Source organism: Natranaeroarchaeum aerophilus, from assembly GCF_023638055.1.
GTDB lineage: Archaea > Halobacteriota > Halobacteria > Halobacteriales > Natronoarchaeaceae > Natranaeroarchaeum > Natranaeroarchaeum aerophilum.
In genome coordinates, this window is the sequence record NZ_JAKRVY010000013.1 from 41553 (window position 1) to 59000 (window position 17448).

Here is a 17448-nt window from a genome sequence, read left to right on the forward strand (position 1 = left end):
CACGCACGGCTTGGCGAACTACCAACATAAATGCTGTTCTTATATTATCAAATCTGATATTCTCGGTCTCGGCCGGACGTGCACGGGACAGACATCGGTAACATTCGGTCAACAGGCCAGAGATTGGAGTCGGAATACGCGAGACGGTGCTTGAGACTGTCAGCGAGGCCCGATCAGGCGTTCCCGGCCGCCTGCACCAGTCCGCCGAGATCGATTACTGAGACCTGTCTGTCACTGTTGTCCTGCTCGGGCCTGACAACCGCACGGACCAGCGCGTGAGAGAGAGCGCTCGGGTCGATATCCTGCTGTGGTGACGGTTTGTGGAAGATGCTGCTCACGGGGATGGACTCGACCCCGAGCACCTCGTCGACTTTGAGCCCAACACCCTGCTGATCGCTCGGTCTGTTGAGGACGACGACTTGCTGCTCGTCGGGCGAATCGTCGTCGCGACTGGCCCCGAGATAGGTCTGGGGGTCGATCACCGCCGTGATTGCCCCACGGAGATCGATCAGCCCTTCGATCGCGTCCGAGGTCCGGGGGAGTCGTGTGTACTCGGTCTCTTCGACAACGCTGAGCACCTGATCGACTTCCAGTCCGTACTCGGTATCTCCGATGCGAAAGACGACGAAGCGCTCCCGTTCTTCCGCTTCCTCGTCGTCGCCGTCAGGATCTGGATCCCGGTCGTCAGTCCCCTCACTATCGATATTCAGTAGCTTATCCGGCAGTTCCGTCGACATTCCTTGCTTGGTATCTACACCGGAGCAACAAAAACATTGACCACGGTTGCTTGTTGGCTACTTGTACGTGCCGCAAGCTTCAAATCTGATAACGCGATACTATCCGGATATGCTCTCAACGGAGACGGTCGATGGATCTACAGTTCCGGCGGAGACACTGCTTTCGGCACTGGGTGGGAAGTACAGCGCAGAGATATTGAGCGAGACACGAACGCCGACCTCCGCACAGGAGCTGAGTTCCCGGATCGAGATCCCGATCGCAACCTGCTACCGCCGAATCGAAGAACTCGAAGACGCCGGGCTGCTTCGCTGTGAGGGGCGACAGCTCTCGGAAGAAGGTCGACGCACCAACGTGTATCGGCGGACGGTCGATACCGTAACGTTCGATTTTACCGGTCAGGCCCCGAGTATCGAGTCCAAAAAACGCTCAGAGGCGAAAAATCAGTTGCAGGACCAGCTCGATGAGTGATCGAAGACGACTTTTATTCCACTCCCCGTAATCCACGTCGACCGCTGGAACGACGCCCCCGAAACCCCAGAATGACGTCCCTGCAACCTGATCATGACCCAACAAAACACCCCAACCGACCCCGAGAAGTCGACGCGCGGAGCCGTCGTCCTGGCCTCCGGCGGCATGGACAGCGCAACTGCTGCCTACGAGGCGCGCGAGCAGGGCTACAATCTGTACCTGTTGCACACCTCGTACGGTCAGCGGACCGAAGACCGTGAACTGGAGTGCGCTCGCAGACTCGCCGACGAGATTGATGCTGCCGGCTTCCTCGCAGTCGAAACCAGCCACCTCGAACGTATCGGCGCGTCGAGTTTGACGGACGACGACATAGATGTCGAGGACGCCGTTGACGCACCCGACGACGAGATCCCCGATACGTACGTCCCGTTTCGGAACGCAAACCTGCTCTCGATGGCGGTCTCCTACGCCGAAGCGAACGACTGTACGGCCGTGTTCATCGGTGCCCACAGCGAGGACTTCTCGGGCTATCCGGACTGCCGCCCCGCCTTCTTCGAGGCGTTCCAGTCAGTTGTCGAGACGGGGACGAAACCGGAGACCGACATCTCGATCGAAGCGCCGTTCGTCGAGTGGTCGAAAACCGAGATTGCAGAGCGAGGGGTGGAGCTCGACGTTCCCTACGAGGACACATGGAGCTGTTACCGGGAGAATGCCCCCGCTTGCGGCACCTGCGACGCCTGCAAGTTCCGGCTCGAAGCGTTCCAGCGCATCGGCGTCCGCGATCCGATCGAGTACGAACAACGCCCCGGATACACCGACTAGTTCAGTCGACTTTCGCCGTTTCTGGATCGGGGTCCTCCCCACCGCCGTCACTCCTACGGACCTCCCCAGTGCCGTCACTACTCCGGGACGTACTCGCCAGATAGATCCCGCCGAGAACAATCACTCCGCCGAGTGCAGTTCCCGTCCCCGGCACCTCGGCGAGCAGGAGGACCGCCAGGATTGTTGCTCCGACCGGCTCGCCGAGCATCGTGATGCCGACGACGGTCGAGCGAACGTGTTCGAGCGCCCAGTTGACCACCGTGTGGCCCAGAAGTCCCGGCCCGGCTGCGAGCGCAACAAAGAGCACCCACTCACGCGGCGGATAGCCCAGTAGTGCAGCATCCTGCGCCCCGACGACCACAAGCAGCGTGAGGGCACAGCTCGTGTAGACAACCGTGACATAGGGGAACACCGACACACGCTGGCGGATCGAGCGCCCGGCAAGGACGTACGCACCGGCGGCGACTGCACCGACGAGCGCGAGCGTGTTGCCGAGTCGGGCGTCCCCCTCTACAGCGATCGCCGCGCCGGGGTCAGCAAGCGTCATCGCGGCAGCACCACAGACCGTCAGGACGATACCGCCGACGATTCGCCGGTCGATCCGCTCGTCAAGCAGGAGATACGCACCGATGGCGACGAAGACGGGCTGGGTCTGGACGAGCGTAACCGAGGCAGCGACGCTCGTCCACGCCAGGCTCTCGAACCATGCGGCAAAGTGGATGCCCAGCGCGATCCCGGCCGCCGTCGCTGACAGGAGGTCCCGGCGGGATAGCGTCCGAAACTCCGACCGGCGTTGGCCGAGGACGAAGGGGCCGACGAGTGCGAGCGTAAACAGGACGCGATAGAACGCGACGACGCTCGACGGCGCGGCGCTCCAGCGGATCAGGATCGACGCGGTGCTCATCGCGATGACGGCTCCGGCGAGCGCTAGCATCGGCGAGACGTGCTCGCGTCCCCACTTGCGCAGGCTCCGTGGCACGCTCGAAGGGGCGGTATCGAGTGGCTTACCGATTTCGGCTCCGACTGTGGCCTCGTAGATTCGTTTTTGTCCCGCTGTTAGCAGCTGTAGTCCAATACTACAATCCTTGTAGTGTATTGCTTCGAAAGTTATACCGTTGGGGCTACACCCGACAGTCGGGTCGCTTACCGCTGTCGCCGCCAGCTACCGCTCTCCAGTAGCTCCGTTGTTACCTGATGGCGTTTGCGAAACATCGGGGCGAAGCCGATTCTCGACAGCGGTGCGACAGCCCGCCCCAGCGCGCCGAAGGGGAGTTCGTACTTGACGTGATCCCGGAGCAGCGTCGTCTCGCCATCGGCGTAAAACGAGTGGGTGTGCTCCCACGACGCGAACGGGCCGTTTTCCATCACGTCGGTGAACCATGCGACACCGTCTCCCTCCTCACGTTCGGTAATCACAGAGGTCCACGACTGTCGCGGCCCGACGCCGAACGGTCGGACCGACATGTGGAGTTTCGAGCCTGCTTCGAGCACAGTGGGATCAGGCTCGCCGTCCGGTCCGACCACGGACTCGACCTCAAGGCCCATCCAGTCGGGGGTCAGCGCTTCGAGACCCTGTTCCGTCGAGTGAAACTCCCAGACATCGGAAAGCGACGCGTGGATCTGCGTCTCACGTCGGTACTTTGCCATACCCATGGTTTGGCGTCCGACAGCAAAACAGCCGTGGTCGACGCAGTGGTCTTCGAAATCGGCGCGGTAGTCCTCGGAGTCGGCGCGGTAGTCCTCGAAATCAACGCCGGCCGCCTTATTTCAGCCGCTCCTGCAGGAAGGATGGATGTGCTGCGGTGACTCCCTCGATATCGACCAGTTTGTCACTGATGATATCCGCGAGGTCGTCACCGTCGGCCGCCCGAACCTCCGCCATCAGCATGTGGTCGCCGCTCGAACTGTACAGCGACTCGACCTCGTCCAGTTCTTTGATCTCGCGGGTCGCCCTGACGTACTCGTCACTGGCGACATCGAGACCGACGAGCGCGATGGACTTGCTCGCCAGTTTCTTTGGATCGACATCGGCGGAATAGCCAATGATAACGCCATCCTCTTCGAGCTGTTCGATATATTTGCGGACGGTGGGCTTCGAGACGTCCGCTCGCTCCGCGATCTCCGCGTAGGACGCTTTGGCGTCCTCTTCGAGAACAGAGAGAATACGGTTTGCCGTCGACTCGCTACTCATACGTACTAATTTTGCGGCAGAGGGAAAATATCTTTTGAATCAGTTAAGCTCGGCTACTGGACAGTAGCTACCACGTTCACGAGAAAAATACGATGTCGGCTACCCGCTCAGACGTGTCGGTCGAGCAGGTCGTAAGACCGCTTCTGGTCCCAGTCGTAGTCGTCGTCGAAGTACCGCTCCGCGAGCGGCTCCTCGGGCATTTCGCCGATTGCCTTCTTTTCTTCCTGGTAGGACGGTCGGTCCTCGTCGACGTAGAAGCGACCGGTGAGGACTTCCCCCTCGTGGAGGGCGTCCTCGGCCTCGTACATCATCTCGCTCGCCTCGCGACGATCCGTGATGTCGAAGTCGTAGTCGTCGCTGTCCTGAATATCGACGTATGGGACGTACTGCTTGGCGTCCTTGTTCCAGGTGGGACACTGGGTCAGGAAGTCGACGTGAGCGAAGCCGTCGTGCTCGATGGCTTCGACGAGGATCTCCTTGGCCTGGTTCGGGTTGACCGCGGCCGTCCGGGCGACGTAGGACGCACCCGACGTCAGCGAGAGGCTGAGCGGCCGGATCGGCGTCTTCGCGCTACCCGAGGGCTGGGTCTTGGACTTGTGGCCTTTGGGGCTGGTCGGGGACGTCTGTCCCTTCGTCAGCCCGAAGATCTCGTTGTTGAACACGATATACGTCATATCGTGGTTCTCGCGGGCCGTATGCATGAAGTGGTTTCCGCCGATCCCGTAGCCGTCACCGTCACCGCCGGCGGCGATGACTTCGAGGCCGGGGTTGGCCAGCTTCGCCGCGCGGGCGACCGGTAGCGATCGGCCGTGGATCGTGTGGAAGCCGTACGTGTCCAGATAGCTGTTCAGTTTTCCGGAACAGCCGATCCCGGTACAGAGCAGCGTTTCCTCGGGCGTTCGGCCGACTTCCGGCAGCGCCTGTTTCAGCGCCTTGAGGACGCCGAAGTCACCACAGCCAGGACACCACGTCGGCTGGGGCTCGATGCCGGGTGTGTACTCGTCTCGGTCGATATCGCGTTCTTCACCGATTGCGTTGAATGCACTCATATGTGAATCTCCTCGATTAGTCCCCCGCGGCAGGGCGAATCTCGGTTCGAGTTACCGGCGATTCGTCCGCGCCGTTGATCTGTGCTTCGAAGGCCTCGACGACCTCCTCGGGCTCGAACGGGTTCCCGTCGTACTTGAGGAAGCTGGTCAGTTTCTCGCCGAACTGGCCGAGCTCCTTCTGGGTGAGCCCGCGGAACTGTGCGGTGGCGTTCATTTCGACGATCATGGCTTCCTCGACGCTCTCGAGGAACTCCGTCATCTCCTGTTCGGGGTACGGCATCATATCGCTGACACCGATCGACTTGACGGAGACGCCTCTCTCGTTGAGTCGGTCGACCGCTTCCTCGACGGTCCCCTGCTGGGACCCCCAGGTGATGAGACCGTACTCGGCGTCCTCCGGGCCGCGGTAGGACTGCTGAGACTCGTGTTCTTCGTCGAGTTCCTCACGGATCGAGACGAGCTTGCTCATCCGGCGGCTCATCTGTGCGACCCGGTTATCGGGATCCTCGTCGATGTGACCCGCCTTGTTGTGCTCGTTACCGGTTGCGAGATAACGTCCATCCTTCTGTCCGGGGAGCGAGCGCGGCGCGACACCGTTTTCGGTCTCGTGGATGAATCGGTTGAACTTGCCGGACTCGTCGTGTGCTGCCTCGGCGAGTTCCTCCTCGGTAAGGACGCTGCCGGGGTCGGCGTCGACCGGGCGGTCGAAGAAGCTCTTGGGAACGTTGCGGTTCTCGCCGGAGAGCTTCTGGTCGATGATGACGATGGCCGGGATCTGGTAATCGTAGGCCAGCTTGAACGCCATCCTGGTCTGGTCGTACGCCTCGGCAGGATCCGCCGGTGCGAAGACGACGCGGTTCGAGTCACCCTGACTGGAGTACAGGATCGATTCGAGGTCGCCCTGCTCGGGTTTGGTCGGCAGACCCGTCGAGGGACCTGCTCGCATCGCTTCGATCAGGACGATCGGGGTCTCGGTCATCTCCGCGAGGCCGAGTGGCTCGCCCATCAGGGCGAAGCCACCGCCGGAGGAACCGGACATGGACTTGACGCCAGCGTGGCTCGCACCGACTGCGAGCGCCGCCGCCGCGATCTCGTCTTCGACCTGCTCGGAGATACCGCCGAACTTGGGCAGGTTCTGGGACATGATCGCGAAGACGTCGGTCCACGGTGTCATCGGGTAGCCCGCAATGAAGCGACAGCCAGCGTCGAGGGCACCGTATGCGACGCCGTTCGAGCCGGAGACGAGCACCTGCTCTTCGTCGTGGTCGCCCGTCGGAACGCGGAGGTCGTGCTCGAACTCGTACTCCTCGTTGGTCATCTCGTAGGCGTCGTGGAGTACGTTCAGGTTGGCTTCGAGCATATCGCCCCCCATGGCGTCCTCCATGAGGTTCTCGATCTCGCCGAGTTCCATATCGAGCAGCGCCGCGGTGACACCGACACCGGCGGTGTTACGCATAATCTCGCGGCCGTGCTCTTTGGCGAGCTCCCGGAGATTGATGTCGAAGACGTGCCAGTTGTTCTCCTCGGCGCGCTCGTCGAAGTTCGGAACGTCATCCGTGTCGAGCATCCCCGAGTCGTAGACGATAATTCCGCCCTCGCGGAGTTCATCAAGGTTCTCGTAGAGGGGCTTGATCTCCTCCTCGCCGTAGTAGGCGTTCTCCTTCGGATTCCGGGCGAAGGAGTCGCCAAGTGCGAGCAGGAAGTTATAGCCGTCACCACGAGATTTGACGGTGTCCTCTCGCGCGCGAATCTCGACGTAGGTGTGGCCACCACGGATCCGCGACGGGTAATGGCGATGCGTGAATACGTTCAGCCCCGAGCGCATCAGGGCCTTTGCGAAGTTCTGACTTGTCGAGTCGATTCCGTCACCGGAACCGCCTGCGATTCGCCAGATGAGTTCGTCATCAGTCATAATTTATACCCGGCCCAGCGTGGGCCAGCAGTATCTGAAAGTTTGGTGTGACCCGAACTAAAGCCTTTGCTATCCTTTGCCAAGAAACTATTATGAAGATTATCTTAAACGCCTATTTTCTTAATAATCGTCCATAACTAATTGGCCGAGAACGGTGGCTGACTGGGTCCGAGCCGGCGACGACGATCCGTCAAGCAGCAGGTCCCTGGACAGTTGCTCAATCATTTGCTCGGAGCCACTACTCGCTTCGAAGGCCGCCTCCCCGGCCATCGTCTGACGTTCTCGGGTGAGTGAGTTTCCAGACCCCCCACGGATTCCCGGACTGTGACGATGTCGAGGGGTCGACTGCTGGCGGCTCGAGTTCAGCGGTGTTCGTAGTCGCCGACGAGCGTATCCAGCGCGTCGTGGTGCTCGGTCGTGTGTGGTGCAGTCAGCGGCGAGACGCTAATATTCCCGTGGACGACGGCGCGTCGATCGGTCCCATCGGGATCGTTGATCTCGGCCGTAGCCATCCGCTCCCAGATCCGGTCGTGGAGTGTAATCGAGTCCCCGTTGTGGGTTGCATCCATGTCGTAGACGTGCGATGGGCTGGTAATCGTCATCCCTGCTGGCTCGTCGTCCGGGACCGGTGCGTTGACGTTGAGATAGTCGGCGTCATCGAACACCCCCTCGCTGAGTGCCCGCTCCGCAAGATACTCGGTTGCTCTGACTGCTTCCGCGTAGTCCTCGCGCGTAACCTCTATTTCGTGGAACGCAAGATCACCTGTTGGCACGTACAGCGAGACGGCGATCGCTGGGACGCCAAAAAATGCCGCTTCGACCGCCGCACTCACCGTCCCCGATCGTCCGAGGACGTACTGACCCAGATTTGCACCGCGATTACAGCCCGAAACGACGAGATCGGGATACGGGCCGATCGCCTCCAGTCCTGCAACGACACAGTCGGATGGGGTACCCTGAATCGCATAGCCCAGCTCGTGTTCTTCGATTTCGACCTCGGTTGAAATCGCCCGCCCAACGGCACTCTGATCGTCCGCTGGCGCGACGACTGTGACGTTACCGACCTCGGTCAGTGCGTCGTGTAAGGCTCGAATTCCGACACTGCCGATCCCGTCGTCGTTTGTCAGGAGGATCTCGAGGTCCTCAGTCTCGTCCATGCACCACCGTCGAACGCGGAAGCGAAAAACACACCGATACCGACAGCCATTCTGGATCGTCCCGCTTCGTCACACTGGTAAATCCCGCCTCGTCACAGCAGTGTCACGGCGAGATATGGGAGTGCGAACAGGACGACGAATACCACTGTGAGGATGATTCCCCACGCGATGAGCGTACTGACAGCAGTGATCCATGCCGGATGATCGAACCGGGAGAGACGCTCGGTTACCATATGCGGGTGAATGAGTGGTGTCGTGTTAATTCTATGCACACGAGGAACAACTGACATATCGTTTTCGTGTCCCACGATCGCGCATTTCCCGCCATACTGGGCGCATTCGGACGGCTTTTATTCGCCGCGTGAGTAGCGCCTGCCAATGACGAAGATCGACGTGGTCGACAACCACGGCCAGTTCACCCACCTGGAGCAGCGTGCGCTCCGGGACATGGGCATCGACACGGAACTGATCGACAACGAGACGCCACCAGAAGAGATAGACGCTGACGGACTCGTCCTTTCGGGCGGGCCGGATATCGATGACATCGGCCGGTGCTCGGAGTATCTCGATCTCGATATCCCGGTGCTCGGAATCTGTCTCGGGATGCAGATCATCGCCGACGAACTCGGCGGGCGCATCGGCGGCGGCGAGTACGGCGGCTACGCCGATGTCACGGTCGAACTGCTCGAAGAGAGCGATCCGCTTACGGGGTCACTGTATCCTGAAACGCGCGTGTGGGCGAGCCACGCTGATGAGGTGAAGGAACTGCCCGAAGGCTTCGAGCTAACCGGCAAAAGCGACGTCTGTGGTGTCGAGTCGATGAGCAACGCCGATCGCGACCTCTACGGCGTCCAGTGGCATCCCGAAGTTGCCCATACCGAAGAAGGCGAGGAACTGTTCGAGAACTTCCGCGCGATCTGCGAGGAGTGAGGCAGGTCAGGCGGGGAATTGTGGCAGGGGTCGGTGTATTTATTTCCCGTCAGGAAGAGTTCAACGTATGAGGACGTCGACTGAGCAGTATTCGATTGCCACTGCCGTCTGGATCGGCTCGTTGATCCTGGTCGGTATCCCTGTATTTCTGCTACTGAGTTATGTGTTTGAGCCTCTGCCAGACCGTCTTGGTATCGCTTCGTATCCGATCGCCAGTCTCGTGGTCGTGGTAGTGATCCCTGCGGCGGTCGCTGTCGAGGTTGCAACCGCTATCGCCGCGGTTCGACTTGCGGAGTCCAGGCCTTTTGCCCGGTTCGGAACGGTCCAACGTCTCTCACTGATTTGCGCCCTGGGTGCCGCCTGTGTGCTCGGTCTCGCCGTCATCGCCTGGATCTTCCATCGGATCTTTTATTCGGGACTGTTGGACGGTATGCCCGGACAGACTGCAGTCGGCGTCGTGCTGGCTGGGGCATTTCTCGTGTTTGTCGTACTGGCGGTTCACGGGTTCGTAGCGGGATATCAGTCGACAGACGCCTGACTCCGAAAGGTTGCATGGAACCTGAGACGGTTGTCTCCACAGGGATATGGCTTGTCTCCGTGAACCCGAAGAGGCTGGTCACCGCGAACTGAGAGTGGAGACGATAGTAAAGCCAGTGATCAACAGGAACCCGAGCAACGCCATGTTCGGAATGCTAAGCCCGAGCAGTTCGTACTGTACAGCGGTACAGCCACCGCCAACTGTGCAGGAGCCGACGCCGCCGGTCGCATACTGGATATAGGAGTGGTACGCCGCCAGGAGCGCCCCCGGAACGGAAAGCGAGAGGACGATCGGTGCGAGGCTGTCGTTGCGCTGGTACGCGCCGATGACGAGGATCACGACCAGCGGATACATGAAGATCCGCTGGTACCAGCAAAGGTCACAGGGCGTCAACCCCATGCCGCGACTGAAGTACAGGCTCCCGGCTGTCGAGATCGCGGCGACAAGGGTGCCCGCGGCGAGGTACTGTCGCGTCTCGACTGCCGGACGACTCATTACCCGAGTTGACGGCCGACACCTCGAAAAAGCTTCTGACAGGGCGCTATCTGATACTCTGACACTGGACTACTTCTGACAGGATGCCAGCTGATACGCGAAACTGGTCACTTGTGATGTCGTGTTACAGGTAAAAAGTGGTGGGCGCGTCAGCGCGTTACGACGCGTCCTCGAACAGGTCGTCGACAGCGGACTGGGCCGCAAGTGCGGCGTCGTCGGCGACCACCTGCTCGTCCTCGTCGGCCTCGGGTGCGTTGAGGTAGACGTCGACATCGAGCACGCCGTCCTCGAAGGTGACCGTCACGTCGACATCCTCGACGTTCGAGTTCTTTACTCGTGAGAGGATCAACCCCTCAGCGGCCTCGGCGGCCGTCTGAACCACTTCCTCGTCGTCTGGCATCGTCTCCTTATGCGCCGCCGGGGCCGCCCATCGGCGCGCCGCCGGGGCCGCCGCCGAGCAGCTCTTCGAGCTCGCCCTGCAGGTCCTCGAACTGCTCCTGAACGCGCTCTTCCTGTTTGGTCAGCGTCTCGACACGGATTTCGAGGCTGTCGACCTTCTCGTCGAGGTCGTCGTTCGCTGTCTCGTAGTCCGTCTCGACGAGCAGTTCGCCGACCTCTCGGTACATGACGGTGTCCTCGTCGATGTCTTCGAGCTCGTCGAGCGCCGTCTCGGCTTCGTTGAGCTGCGTTTCGGCCTCGTTCTTCTGGGCCGCGACCTGCTGTGCGGTCTCCTGAAGGTCCTGAAGCTGTTCGAGTTTCTCCTGTGCTTCCGGCGGTAGGTTGCCTTGCATACTTCTCAGGTGGAGGTCCGGACGGAAAAACCCCGTCATTATAGTTGCGACCCAGCATCGTGGGTCGTCCTGTGTCCTCCGATAGCCGACAGGGACAGTACGTATCCGCAGATCGTATCCGTTGATCGGCCGTAGTCAGCGAGATTCCCTGCCGTAGTCAGCGAGATTCCCTGCCGCAGTCAGCGACATGCCCGGCCGCAGTCAGCGACGGACTCGGCCACGTCGACCAGCGTTAACCAGGTGTTCGAGGCCGCACGGAGTGCAACCAGATCAGTCGCTTCAACGGTAACCTCTATTGTTGATTCCGAGCGAGAGAGGGAGACCTGCGAGCGCTCGTCATCAATATCACCGACCTCTGGACGGACGCTCCGCTCGATTATCCGTGCAACAGTAGCCGAGTCGTACGCAAACGTGTAGGTCGCTCCGTGTACGAACGCGTCCATACGGAGGCGGTCTACTCGACGCTGACTTCCTTTACGTCCCGGCTCCGTTCTTTGAGAAGTACACGGTGCCCGCAGTAGGGACAGCGGACGCCCCCGTACTCGTCGAGTTCGACGTCACGCTTGCAGCGCGAGCACTTGTACGACATCGTTACTCGTCCTCGGAGAGTGCGGCGCGGATCGATCGTTTGACGCTACGTCCGGCGGGGGTGTCCGGTCGGTACGCCCCACCAGCGAACTTCTCGCCGGTCTCCTCGTTGATCCAGATCCCGGTTCCGACGCGTTTGACGTCGTCACCGTCGACGGTTGCGTTCTGCATGTCACTCTCGATCTCGGAGACGCGTTTCCGTGCGACGCGACCGTAGCGAGCACCGAAGCGGCCCGAACTCCCGGTCTGTCGTCGTTTGCCTTCGGCCATAGTACCGATTAATAATTCGAGCGACCTGATAAACCCTTTGAGTTGGTCCGGTACGGAGTCTATCGAAGGTATCCGTGCGGGGGGCTGGTCGTTCGGCGTCTCATCGTGAAGTGTGTTCGTAATCTGCGTTTTGCGGGACGGCAATCAGTAGTGTTCAACGGGTGGTTGGATGAACACTTCGTGGCACACGACCAGCACGGCAGCCAACAGTCCGGCGAGTATCAGCGGGAGCTCTGGAAGTCCCACGTGGATTCCGAGTACCGCCGTGAACAGTGAAGCAACGTACTGAACGACGACACCACTGACCGCCAGAACTGGCAGGAAAGCGAGTACGATATCGTGTCGTGAGGTCATCGTTCTAATTATATGTAATTACCACGTGGCACGTAAACGTCGGGGGGTGCTTTCGAGGGAAACAGAGTCTCCCCACCATGTCGAGTGTTCGCACTTCGACGGGGGTGTCGGTGAATGGGACCCTCCCACCCCACTGTGTCCAGTGTTCCACCGGTGAGGTGGGTGGGGGTAGCTTGTGCCAGCTATCTTCTTACAGCGAGAGAATCCCGCCGTTCACGGCGAGGAGGATGTCACCCAGAAGACGACGCAAGTGAGCATACTTTGCAATGTATCAACACCCCACCCCACTCTGTCGAGTGTTCTCGGAGAATCTAGTGGGGGAGTCTACTGAGGGTGTTTCCATGCGACAGAGAAGCGTGATCACGGAGCGTGACGCAACACGTCGGGCGGAAGATCGACCGTCTCCAGATCTTCGATGACGTCAAGCACCATGTCGACGGCGACGTCGAGATCGTATACGTAGTACTTGCCACCAGCGCGTCCCTCGTTGCGAGTATTTCGGGAGAGAATCCCCTGCATCGCAAGATCCGAGAGGTGGTCGTGCATCCGCCGACGGACGAGTGGGTTCGTCCCCACGTATTCCGCAGCCGAGCGGTATCGCGGATAGATCTCGCGGACACGTGCAGGTGTCTCCTCTTCAAGGGCGAGACTCAACACGGCGACCAGCGACAGATGGCCGTGCTGGGTAAGATCAACCATTCCCTGTTTGATTCGCCCCCGTTCGAGCGCACGCTGTGCTTCCCTGACGTGTTTCTCTTCGACGCCTTCGACGTCCTGTGATCGGGCAAGATCGCCCGCCTTGTACAGCAGGTCGAGGGCCTGTCGGGCGCTTCCGGTGTCCTGCGCCGCGAGGGCAGCACAGAGCGGTAGGACACCATCGGCGAGGACGTCCTCGTGGAGCGCGTTCTGTGCACGCTGCTGAAGGATCGATTCGAGTTCGTTTGCGACGTACGGCGAGAAGTGGATCTCCTCCTCACAGAGCGTGTCCTTTACTTTGGGCGACAATCCGCTGCGGAAGCTAAAGTCGTTGCTGATGCCGATGATTCCGGGTTTTCCCTGCGAGAGGTAGCCGTTCGCTCGAGCACGTGGAAGTTCGTACAGCAGGTCGTCGTCGTCGCCAATGTGATCGATCTCGTCCAGTACGATCAGCACGGTTTCCCCGAGCGAGTCCAGTTCGTCGTACAGCATGTCGAAGATCGTCTGCTGGGGATAACCGGTCGTGCTAATCTGTTCGTTCGGCCCGCGGAGCTCGTTGACGAGGTGGGCCGCAACCTGGTACGAGGATGTGAGATTGTTGCAGTTCAACCAGACGATCGAGAGATCTACGTCGTCGTACTCGGCGACATCCCGCTGCAGATGGTCGAGCAGATAGCGGGTCGCGACGGTTTTTCCCACCCCCGTCTTCCCGTACAGGAAGATGTTCCGCGGCTGAGCTCCGTTTACTACCGGCTGAAGCGCCGTCTTGTACGCATCGAGTTCCTCCTCTCGCTCCTGGATCGACTCGGGCTGGTAGTCCTCCCGGAGGACATCTTCGTCCTGAAAAATAGTCGTGTCCCGATCGAAGAGCGGCATTTGCGTAACCATAGAACAGGTGGCATATAAAACCACCGTGTCGAGTGCGTCGACTGTTTCTGGCGGTATATATTCGACCACCCCCAGTGTGTCCAGTGTTCTTGTAACTGATACCGTACTTTCGAGATCGATGGTCGCTCTGGAGTGGTATGTTGCTGGGATCACGGATCGTCTGACACCACTCCGTCAGATGTTCTATTCCGAGCGTGTCTGGTAAACACGTTTCGATGTATCCGTAACAAAACGGTATCTGAATCACGAATACCACGGACCTAGCAACGAACCACTTGAACCCAGCAACGAACCACTTGAACCCAGCAACGAACCACTTGAACCCAGCAACGAACCACTTGAAGCCGTTCTATCCTGTGACTGGGTCTCACCACGTCATGGGATGTCACCTTGCGTGATGGGATTCGAAACTACTCGTGTCAGGTAGAGATTCAGTTTTCGGAGGTCGGCTGGATATTCCCAGTAACACTCGACAGTGTGGGGTGGGGGACAGTGTGGGGTGGGGGAGGCGGCGGAGAATCTAGACGAATCTCTGTAATCCAGCTGAATCTCTGTGATTCATTCGATATGCTGGTGTGAGCGACCCCTTCTCTCACCCTTTTTGCCTACTTTTCCCACCCTCTCTTTCTATCCTTCTCCCCCACCCATCCCTCCAAGCAGTAACACTCGACAGAGTGGGGTGGGGGAGGTATCGCCTCGATCGCTCCCCTGATCAAACATCCCGTAACACGCGACATACTGGTGTCTCTGTCGGGATCCGGACATCGGATTCTGGAATTCGTGTGCCGGGTTAGTATAGGTCTTCCTCGTCCAGCGCGTCGTTGAGGTCCTCCCTGACGAGCTCACCGCCATCGACATCCCGCGCCGTCGTGACGATTCGGTTTTCCTGTACGCTTGACCCATCCCGCAAGAGCAGTCTCACGTTCCCGTTCGTATCAGCCCGGGTTACCTTCGCACGGAGGCCCGACTGTGATCCCACCCCACCGGCATCAATCGGTCCCGGAATCACCTTCTTGACGTGAGGATGACCAGCGACGGTCTGGATCGCCTGTCGACCGTCGCGACCCCCGATCAGGGTCGTGTGTGATCCACCCAGTTTCTCTTCGGGGGCAAGGTCGACGACGTCGAGTGCCCGCTCTCCCCGACGTTCGATCACGGCCTCTACGGGACCGTCGTCGCTGTTGATCCGATAAAAATCGTAGTGCAACTGCGCTCGCGCCGCCCGCAACACGTCCCTGTTGCCCGTCGCATACACCTCATCAGGACGTTTTCGTCGCACCTCGTCGGCGATCTTTCCACCGAAGTTTCGCAGTTCCACCACTTCCTCCTCATCGCCGTCTTCGGGCTTTGTCGTCACCGTCGTTTCCCCGAGCACATCGTCCTCGTCGAGAATCGTCACGGTCGCCCGGTCCCGATCGAGATCGAGCACCACAGTGTCGGCGTTGCCCGTGTGACAGACCAGACAGTAATCACCTGGCCGGTCTAACGGACTCGCACAGCGCCGACACTCCATACTCGCACTTACTGTGCGACGTGTAAAACAGGCGTGTTTCTCCGCCGGTGGCGTCCATCGGATCCGTATCGATTCGTCTACTATTCGTCTGCCGATTCACTGATCCTGCCAGTCAACCCATCTCGATTGGGTCCGCTTTCAGAAACTCCCGCAACACGACGGTTGCATAGCTCCCTTTCGGCAGCGCGAACTCGAATGTCGCTCTCTCGCTTCCCGTCGTGACGTCCAGTTCGGTCCGCAGGAGGATCGCACGCCGGGTCCCCGTGGAGTCGAACACCCCCGGTAGATCGAAATCACCCGGCTCCAGGCCCAGATCGTCCAGCACCGACCGCTCGATTTCGCCTTGCTCACCGTCAGCAAGTTCGGTCTCGGTGCCGACCAGCGGTGCAGTGACGAACGCACGCCCACGCGCGCAATGCCGGTTCATTGTTTCAACGCGGTCTGCCGTCACGCGCTGGAGGCGGTCGATATCCGGCACGACGAGTTCGGCTGGCCCCTCTTGATCCGAAAAGCAGGCCACGTCGCCAGCAACAGGACGATCAAATGGCAGGCCCCGTTCCAGCCGCTCGCTTAGCATCAGATTGAATGCGTACGACTGGGCGGCGTGCACGAACAGCCGCTGGAGGTTGCTCGGCACCGTCTCAAGGGCTTCCCGGAAGTCCGCGGCGGTCTCCCCGCCGTTCTCCGCGAGGGTGTGAAGCATCGAGCGTTCGTATCGGAGCCGCCGCGGATACTCCTCCAGTACGGCAGCCCAGTCCTGGTCGCCGCTCGCCGCCTCGTCCGCCCGTGCCCGTGCCCGGCGCGTCCCCTCGGATTCGGCCTCGAACGGGTTGCCGACGTACGACAGCACCGCCTTTTCCCACTCCTCGCGGGCGACGTGCAGGCCGACCTCGTGGGTGACGGGGCGCTGGCTGCCAAAGCGCTGCTGGCCGAACCAGTTTGGAACGCCGACCGTGTCCCCCTCCGTCCCCTCGCCGCCGAACTCCTGTAGCTCTCGGAGAACGTCCTCGGCACGTCCGGGTGCCGTCGCCTCGCTGACTACGATCTCGAACTCGTTGCCCACCAGATCACCGAACTCGATTGGCCGCCCCGCGCGCCCGACGAACTCCACGTCCGCCCGTGAAATCTCGGGGAACTGCTCTGGATCGACGCCACGGACGCTAAACAGCTGTGTCGTGACGGCGTGTTTGTCCTTCGTCCCCGCCCACGAGATTCGTTCGCGGCTGATCCCGAGTTCGTTCGAGAGCCGCGAGACGAAGTCGTTGGTGTCCCAGCCCCGGAGTGTCGCCCGGAAGACGACGTCCGGGTAGGCGTCCGGAGTCGCCGAAAGCGGCTGCGTCTCGAAATGCTCGATCTCGCGCACCTGGAAGTACTCGTCGCGCCCGCGAAGCACGCCGCCGATCCCCTCGCCCTCGCTGATGTACCACTCTATCCCGACTTCCCGTTCGGTCGGATGTGCCTGCCGCATCAGTATAGCGAGAGGTCCCCGGTCACTTCATCCACGACTCGCTCGTCGCCGGGCCCGACTGCGAGCGCCGTCACGGTCCCCGGATCCAGCTGCGTGTGCCCGGCATCCCGGATAATCGCGGTCGGGAGTCCCTTCCGTTCCGCAACATCAGCCAACTCAAATAGCGTCTGCTCGCCGTCCGCTTTCAGCACGACCTTCTTCTGTCCGCCGCCTTTCCACTCTCGGCGGTCCGGCCCCGCCGTATCTTCGTAGGCCGACAGTGAGGCGTGTGCCACCTGTGCGGCGAGTTTTCCCTTTCCCATTCCGATATCCGTCCGCGCGACGATAGCCTGTTTCATACGCCAACGTGCGTGCCCGCCCGCTTAACCGCTGTCGTTCGTCCGTCATTCAGGGTCGTTCAGTTCAACATCCGAGGTCGTTGGTCCGACATCCAAGGTCGCTCGTCCGGCATCCGAGGCCATTTGTCCGGCATCCGAGTCCCCCCTCGTCCCTGCTGGCGATGTAACAATGTTACGGAAAATTCGAGGGCGGTGTTCAGATAAGGATTGAAAAGTGAGGCGGTGCGTTTTCAAAGTGATTC

At 60.5% G+C, this 17448-nt stretch carries 23 protein-coding genes; 4 read left to right on the forward strand and 19 right to left on the reverse strand.

The features are described from left to right. Positions 1–173: 173 nt before the first annotated feature. The gene (locus AArcSt11_RS15865) at positions 174–737 is read right to left on the reverse strand and encodes a chemotaxis protein CheW (protein ID WP_250598538.1); all 564 of its coding nucleotides are present in this window, start codon (positions 735–737) and stop codon (positions 174–176) included. A gap of 109 nt (positions 738–846) precedes the next feature. Between AArcSt11_RS15865 and AArcSt11_RS15870 the strand changes: the two genes are divergently transcribed. After that, entirely contained in the window at positions 847–1206 is a 360-nt protein-coding gene (locus AArcSt11_RS15870) for an ArsR/SmtB family transcription factor (RefSeq protein WP_250598540.1), read from the forward strand. Between the two features lie 93 nt (positions 1207–1299). Continuing rightward, positions 1300–2028, forward strand: coding sequence for a 7-cyano-7-deazaguanine synthase QueC (gene queC / locus AArcSt11_RS15875; RefSeq protein ID WP_250598541.1), 729 nt, complete (start codon positions 1300–1302; stop codon positions 2026–2028). 1 nt (position 2029) lies between these two features. Here queC and AArcSt11_RS15880 read toward each other — a convergent pair whose 3' ends face one another. The 7 genes from AArcSt11_RS15880 to AArcSt11_RS15910 form a co-directional block, all read right to left on the reverse strand. Next, positions 2030–2962, reverse strand: coding sequence for a DMT family transporter (locus tag AArcSt11_RS15880; protein ID WP_250598562.1), 933 nt, complete (start codon positions 2960–2962; stop codon positions 2030–2032). A gap of 209 nt (positions 2963–3171) precedes the next feature. Further along, positions 3172–3675 (reverse strand): SRPBCC family protein, encoded by a 504-nt coding sequence (locus AArcSt11_RS15885; RefSeq protein ID WP_250598542.1) that lies wholly within the window; start codon positions 3673–3675, stop codon positions 3172–3174. 115 nt (positions 3676–3790) lie between these two features. Beyond that, positions 3791–4219: an HTH-type transcriptional regulator LrpA1 gene (gene lrpA1, locus AArcSt11_RS15890; RefSeq protein ID WP_250598543.1), complete on the reverse strand. Its 429-nt coding sequence runs from the start codon at positions 4217–4219 to the stop codon at positions 3791–3793. A gap of 107 nt (positions 4220–4326) precedes the next feature. Continuing rightward, the gene (locus AArcSt11_RS15895) at positions 4327–5268 is read right to left on the reverse strand and encodes a thiamine pyrophosphate-dependent enzyme (RefSeq protein WP_250598544.1); all 942 of its coding nucleotides are present in this window, start codon (positions 5266–5268) and stop codon (positions 4327–4329) included. 16 nt (positions 5269–5284) lie between these two features. Continuing rightward, on the reverse strand, positions 5285–7180 hold the full coding sequence (locus AArcSt11_RS15900) for a 2-oxoacid:acceptor oxidoreductase subunit alpha (RefSeq protein ID WP_250598545.1): 1896 nt from the start codon (positions 7178–7180) through the stop codon (positions 5285–5287). 362 nt (positions 7181–7542) lie between these two features. Next, on the reverse strand, positions 7543–8337 hold the full coding sequence (surE, locus tag AArcSt11_RS15905) for a 5'/3'-nucleotidase SurE (protein ID WP_250598546.1): 795 nt from the start codon (positions 8335–8337) through the stop codon (positions 7543–7545). 92 nt (positions 8338–8429) lie between these two features. After that, the gene (locus AArcSt11_RS15910; protein WP_250598548.1) at positions 8430–8570 is read right to left on the reverse strand and encodes a hypothetical protein; all 141 of its coding nucleotides are present in this window, start codon (positions 8568–8570) and stop codon (positions 8430–8432) included. 145 nt (positions 8571–8715) lie between these two features. On the opposite strand from AArcSt11_RS15910, the gene AArcSt11_RS15915 reads away from it, so the two are divergent. Together AArcSt11_RS15915 and AArcSt11_RS15920 are read left to right on the forward strand one after the other, a co-directional pair. After that, positions 8716–9267 (forward strand): GMP synthase subunit A, encoded by a 552-nt coding sequence (locus AArcSt11_RS15915; RefSeq protein WP_250598549.1) that lies wholly within the window; start codon positions 8716–8718, stop codon positions 9265–9267. Positions 9268–9334: 67 nt separating this feature from the next. After that, positions 9335–9805: a hypothetical protein gene (locus AArcSt11_RS15920; protein ID WP_250598551.1), complete on the forward strand. Its 471-nt coding sequence runs from the start codon at positions 9335–9337 to the stop codon at positions 9803–9805. Between the two features lie 78 nt (positions 9806–9883). On the opposite strand, the gene AArcSt11_RS15925 is transcribed toward AArcSt11_RS15920, so the two are convergent. The 11 genes from AArcSt11_RS15925 to pth2 form a co-directional block, all read right to left on the reverse strand. Further along, positions 9884–10300 carry a disulfide bond formation protein B gene (locus tag AArcSt11_RS15925; RefSeq protein WP_250598552.1) on the reverse strand — a complete coding sequence of 139 codons (417 nt, stop codon included), beginning with the start codon at positions 10298–10300 and terminating at the stop codon, positions 9884–9886. A gap of 157 nt (positions 10301–10457) precedes the next feature. Further along, a complete protein-coding gene (locus tag AArcSt11_RS15930; RefSeq protein ID WP_238477242.1) occupies positions 10458–10700 on the reverse strand; it encodes a DUF3194 domain-containing protein in 243 nt (80 codons plus the stop codon). 7 nt (positions 10701–10707) lie between these two features. Beyond that, positions 10708–11091: a prefoldin subunit beta gene (locus AArcSt11_RS15935; protein ID WP_250598553.1), complete on the reverse strand. Its 384-nt coding sequence runs from the start codon at positions 11089–11091 to the stop codon at positions 10708–10710. 179 nt (positions 11092–11270) lie between these two features. Then, entirely contained in the window at positions 11271–11534 is a 264-nt protein-coding gene (locus AArcSt11_RS15940) for a KEOPS complex subunit Pcc1 (protein WP_250598554.1), read from the reverse strand. 11 nt (positions 11535–11545) lie between these two features. Further along, positions 11546–11680, reverse strand: a complete 135-nt coding sequence (locus tag AArcSt11_RS15945; protein WP_129114797.1) for a DNA-directed RNA polymerase subunit P — start codon at positions 11678–11680, stop codon at positions 11546–11548. A 2-nt stretch (positions 11681–11682) separates the two neighbouring features. Then, positions 11683–11949 carry an eL43 family ribosomal protein gene (locus AArcSt11_RS15950; protein WP_238477239.1) on the reverse strand — a complete coding sequence of 89 codons (267 nt, stop codon included), beginning with the start codon at positions 11947–11949 and terminating at the stop codon, positions 11683–11685. Positions 11950–12093: 144 nt separating this feature from the next. Then, on the reverse strand, positions 12094–12303 hold the full coding sequence (locus tag AArcSt11_RS15955; protein WP_250598555.1) for a hypothetical protein: 210 nt from the start codon (positions 12301–12303) through the stop codon (positions 12094–12096). A 360-nt stretch (positions 12304–12663) separates the two neighbouring features. Next, a complete protein-coding gene (locus AArcSt11_RS15960) occupies positions 12664–13875 on the reverse strand; it encodes an orc1/cdc6 family replication initiation protein (RefSeq protein ID WP_250598556.1) in 1212 nt (403 codons plus the stop codon). An 802-nt stretch (positions 13876–14677) separates the two neighbouring features. Further along, positions 14678–15400, reverse strand: a complete 723-nt coding sequence (locus AArcSt11_RS15965; RefSeq protein ID WP_250598557.1) for a DUF2103 domain-containing protein — start codon at positions 15398–15400, stop codon at positions 14678–14680. A gap of 112 nt (positions 15401–15512) precedes the next feature. Further along, entirely contained in the window at positions 15513–16868 is a 1356-nt protein-coding gene (gene truD / locus AArcSt11_RS15970; RefSeq protein ID WP_250598558.1) for a tRNA pseudouridine(13) synthase TruD, read from the reverse strand. Further along, positions 16868–17206 (reverse strand): peptidyl-tRNA hydrolase Pth2, encoded by a 339-nt coding sequence (gene pth2 / locus AArcSt11_RS15975; RefSeq protein ID WP_250598560.1) that lies wholly within the window; start codon positions 17204–17206, stop codon positions 16868–16870. Before pth2 ends, truD begins: the two co-directional genes overlap by 1 nt. Between the last annotated feature and the right edge of the window lie 242 nt (positions 17207–17448).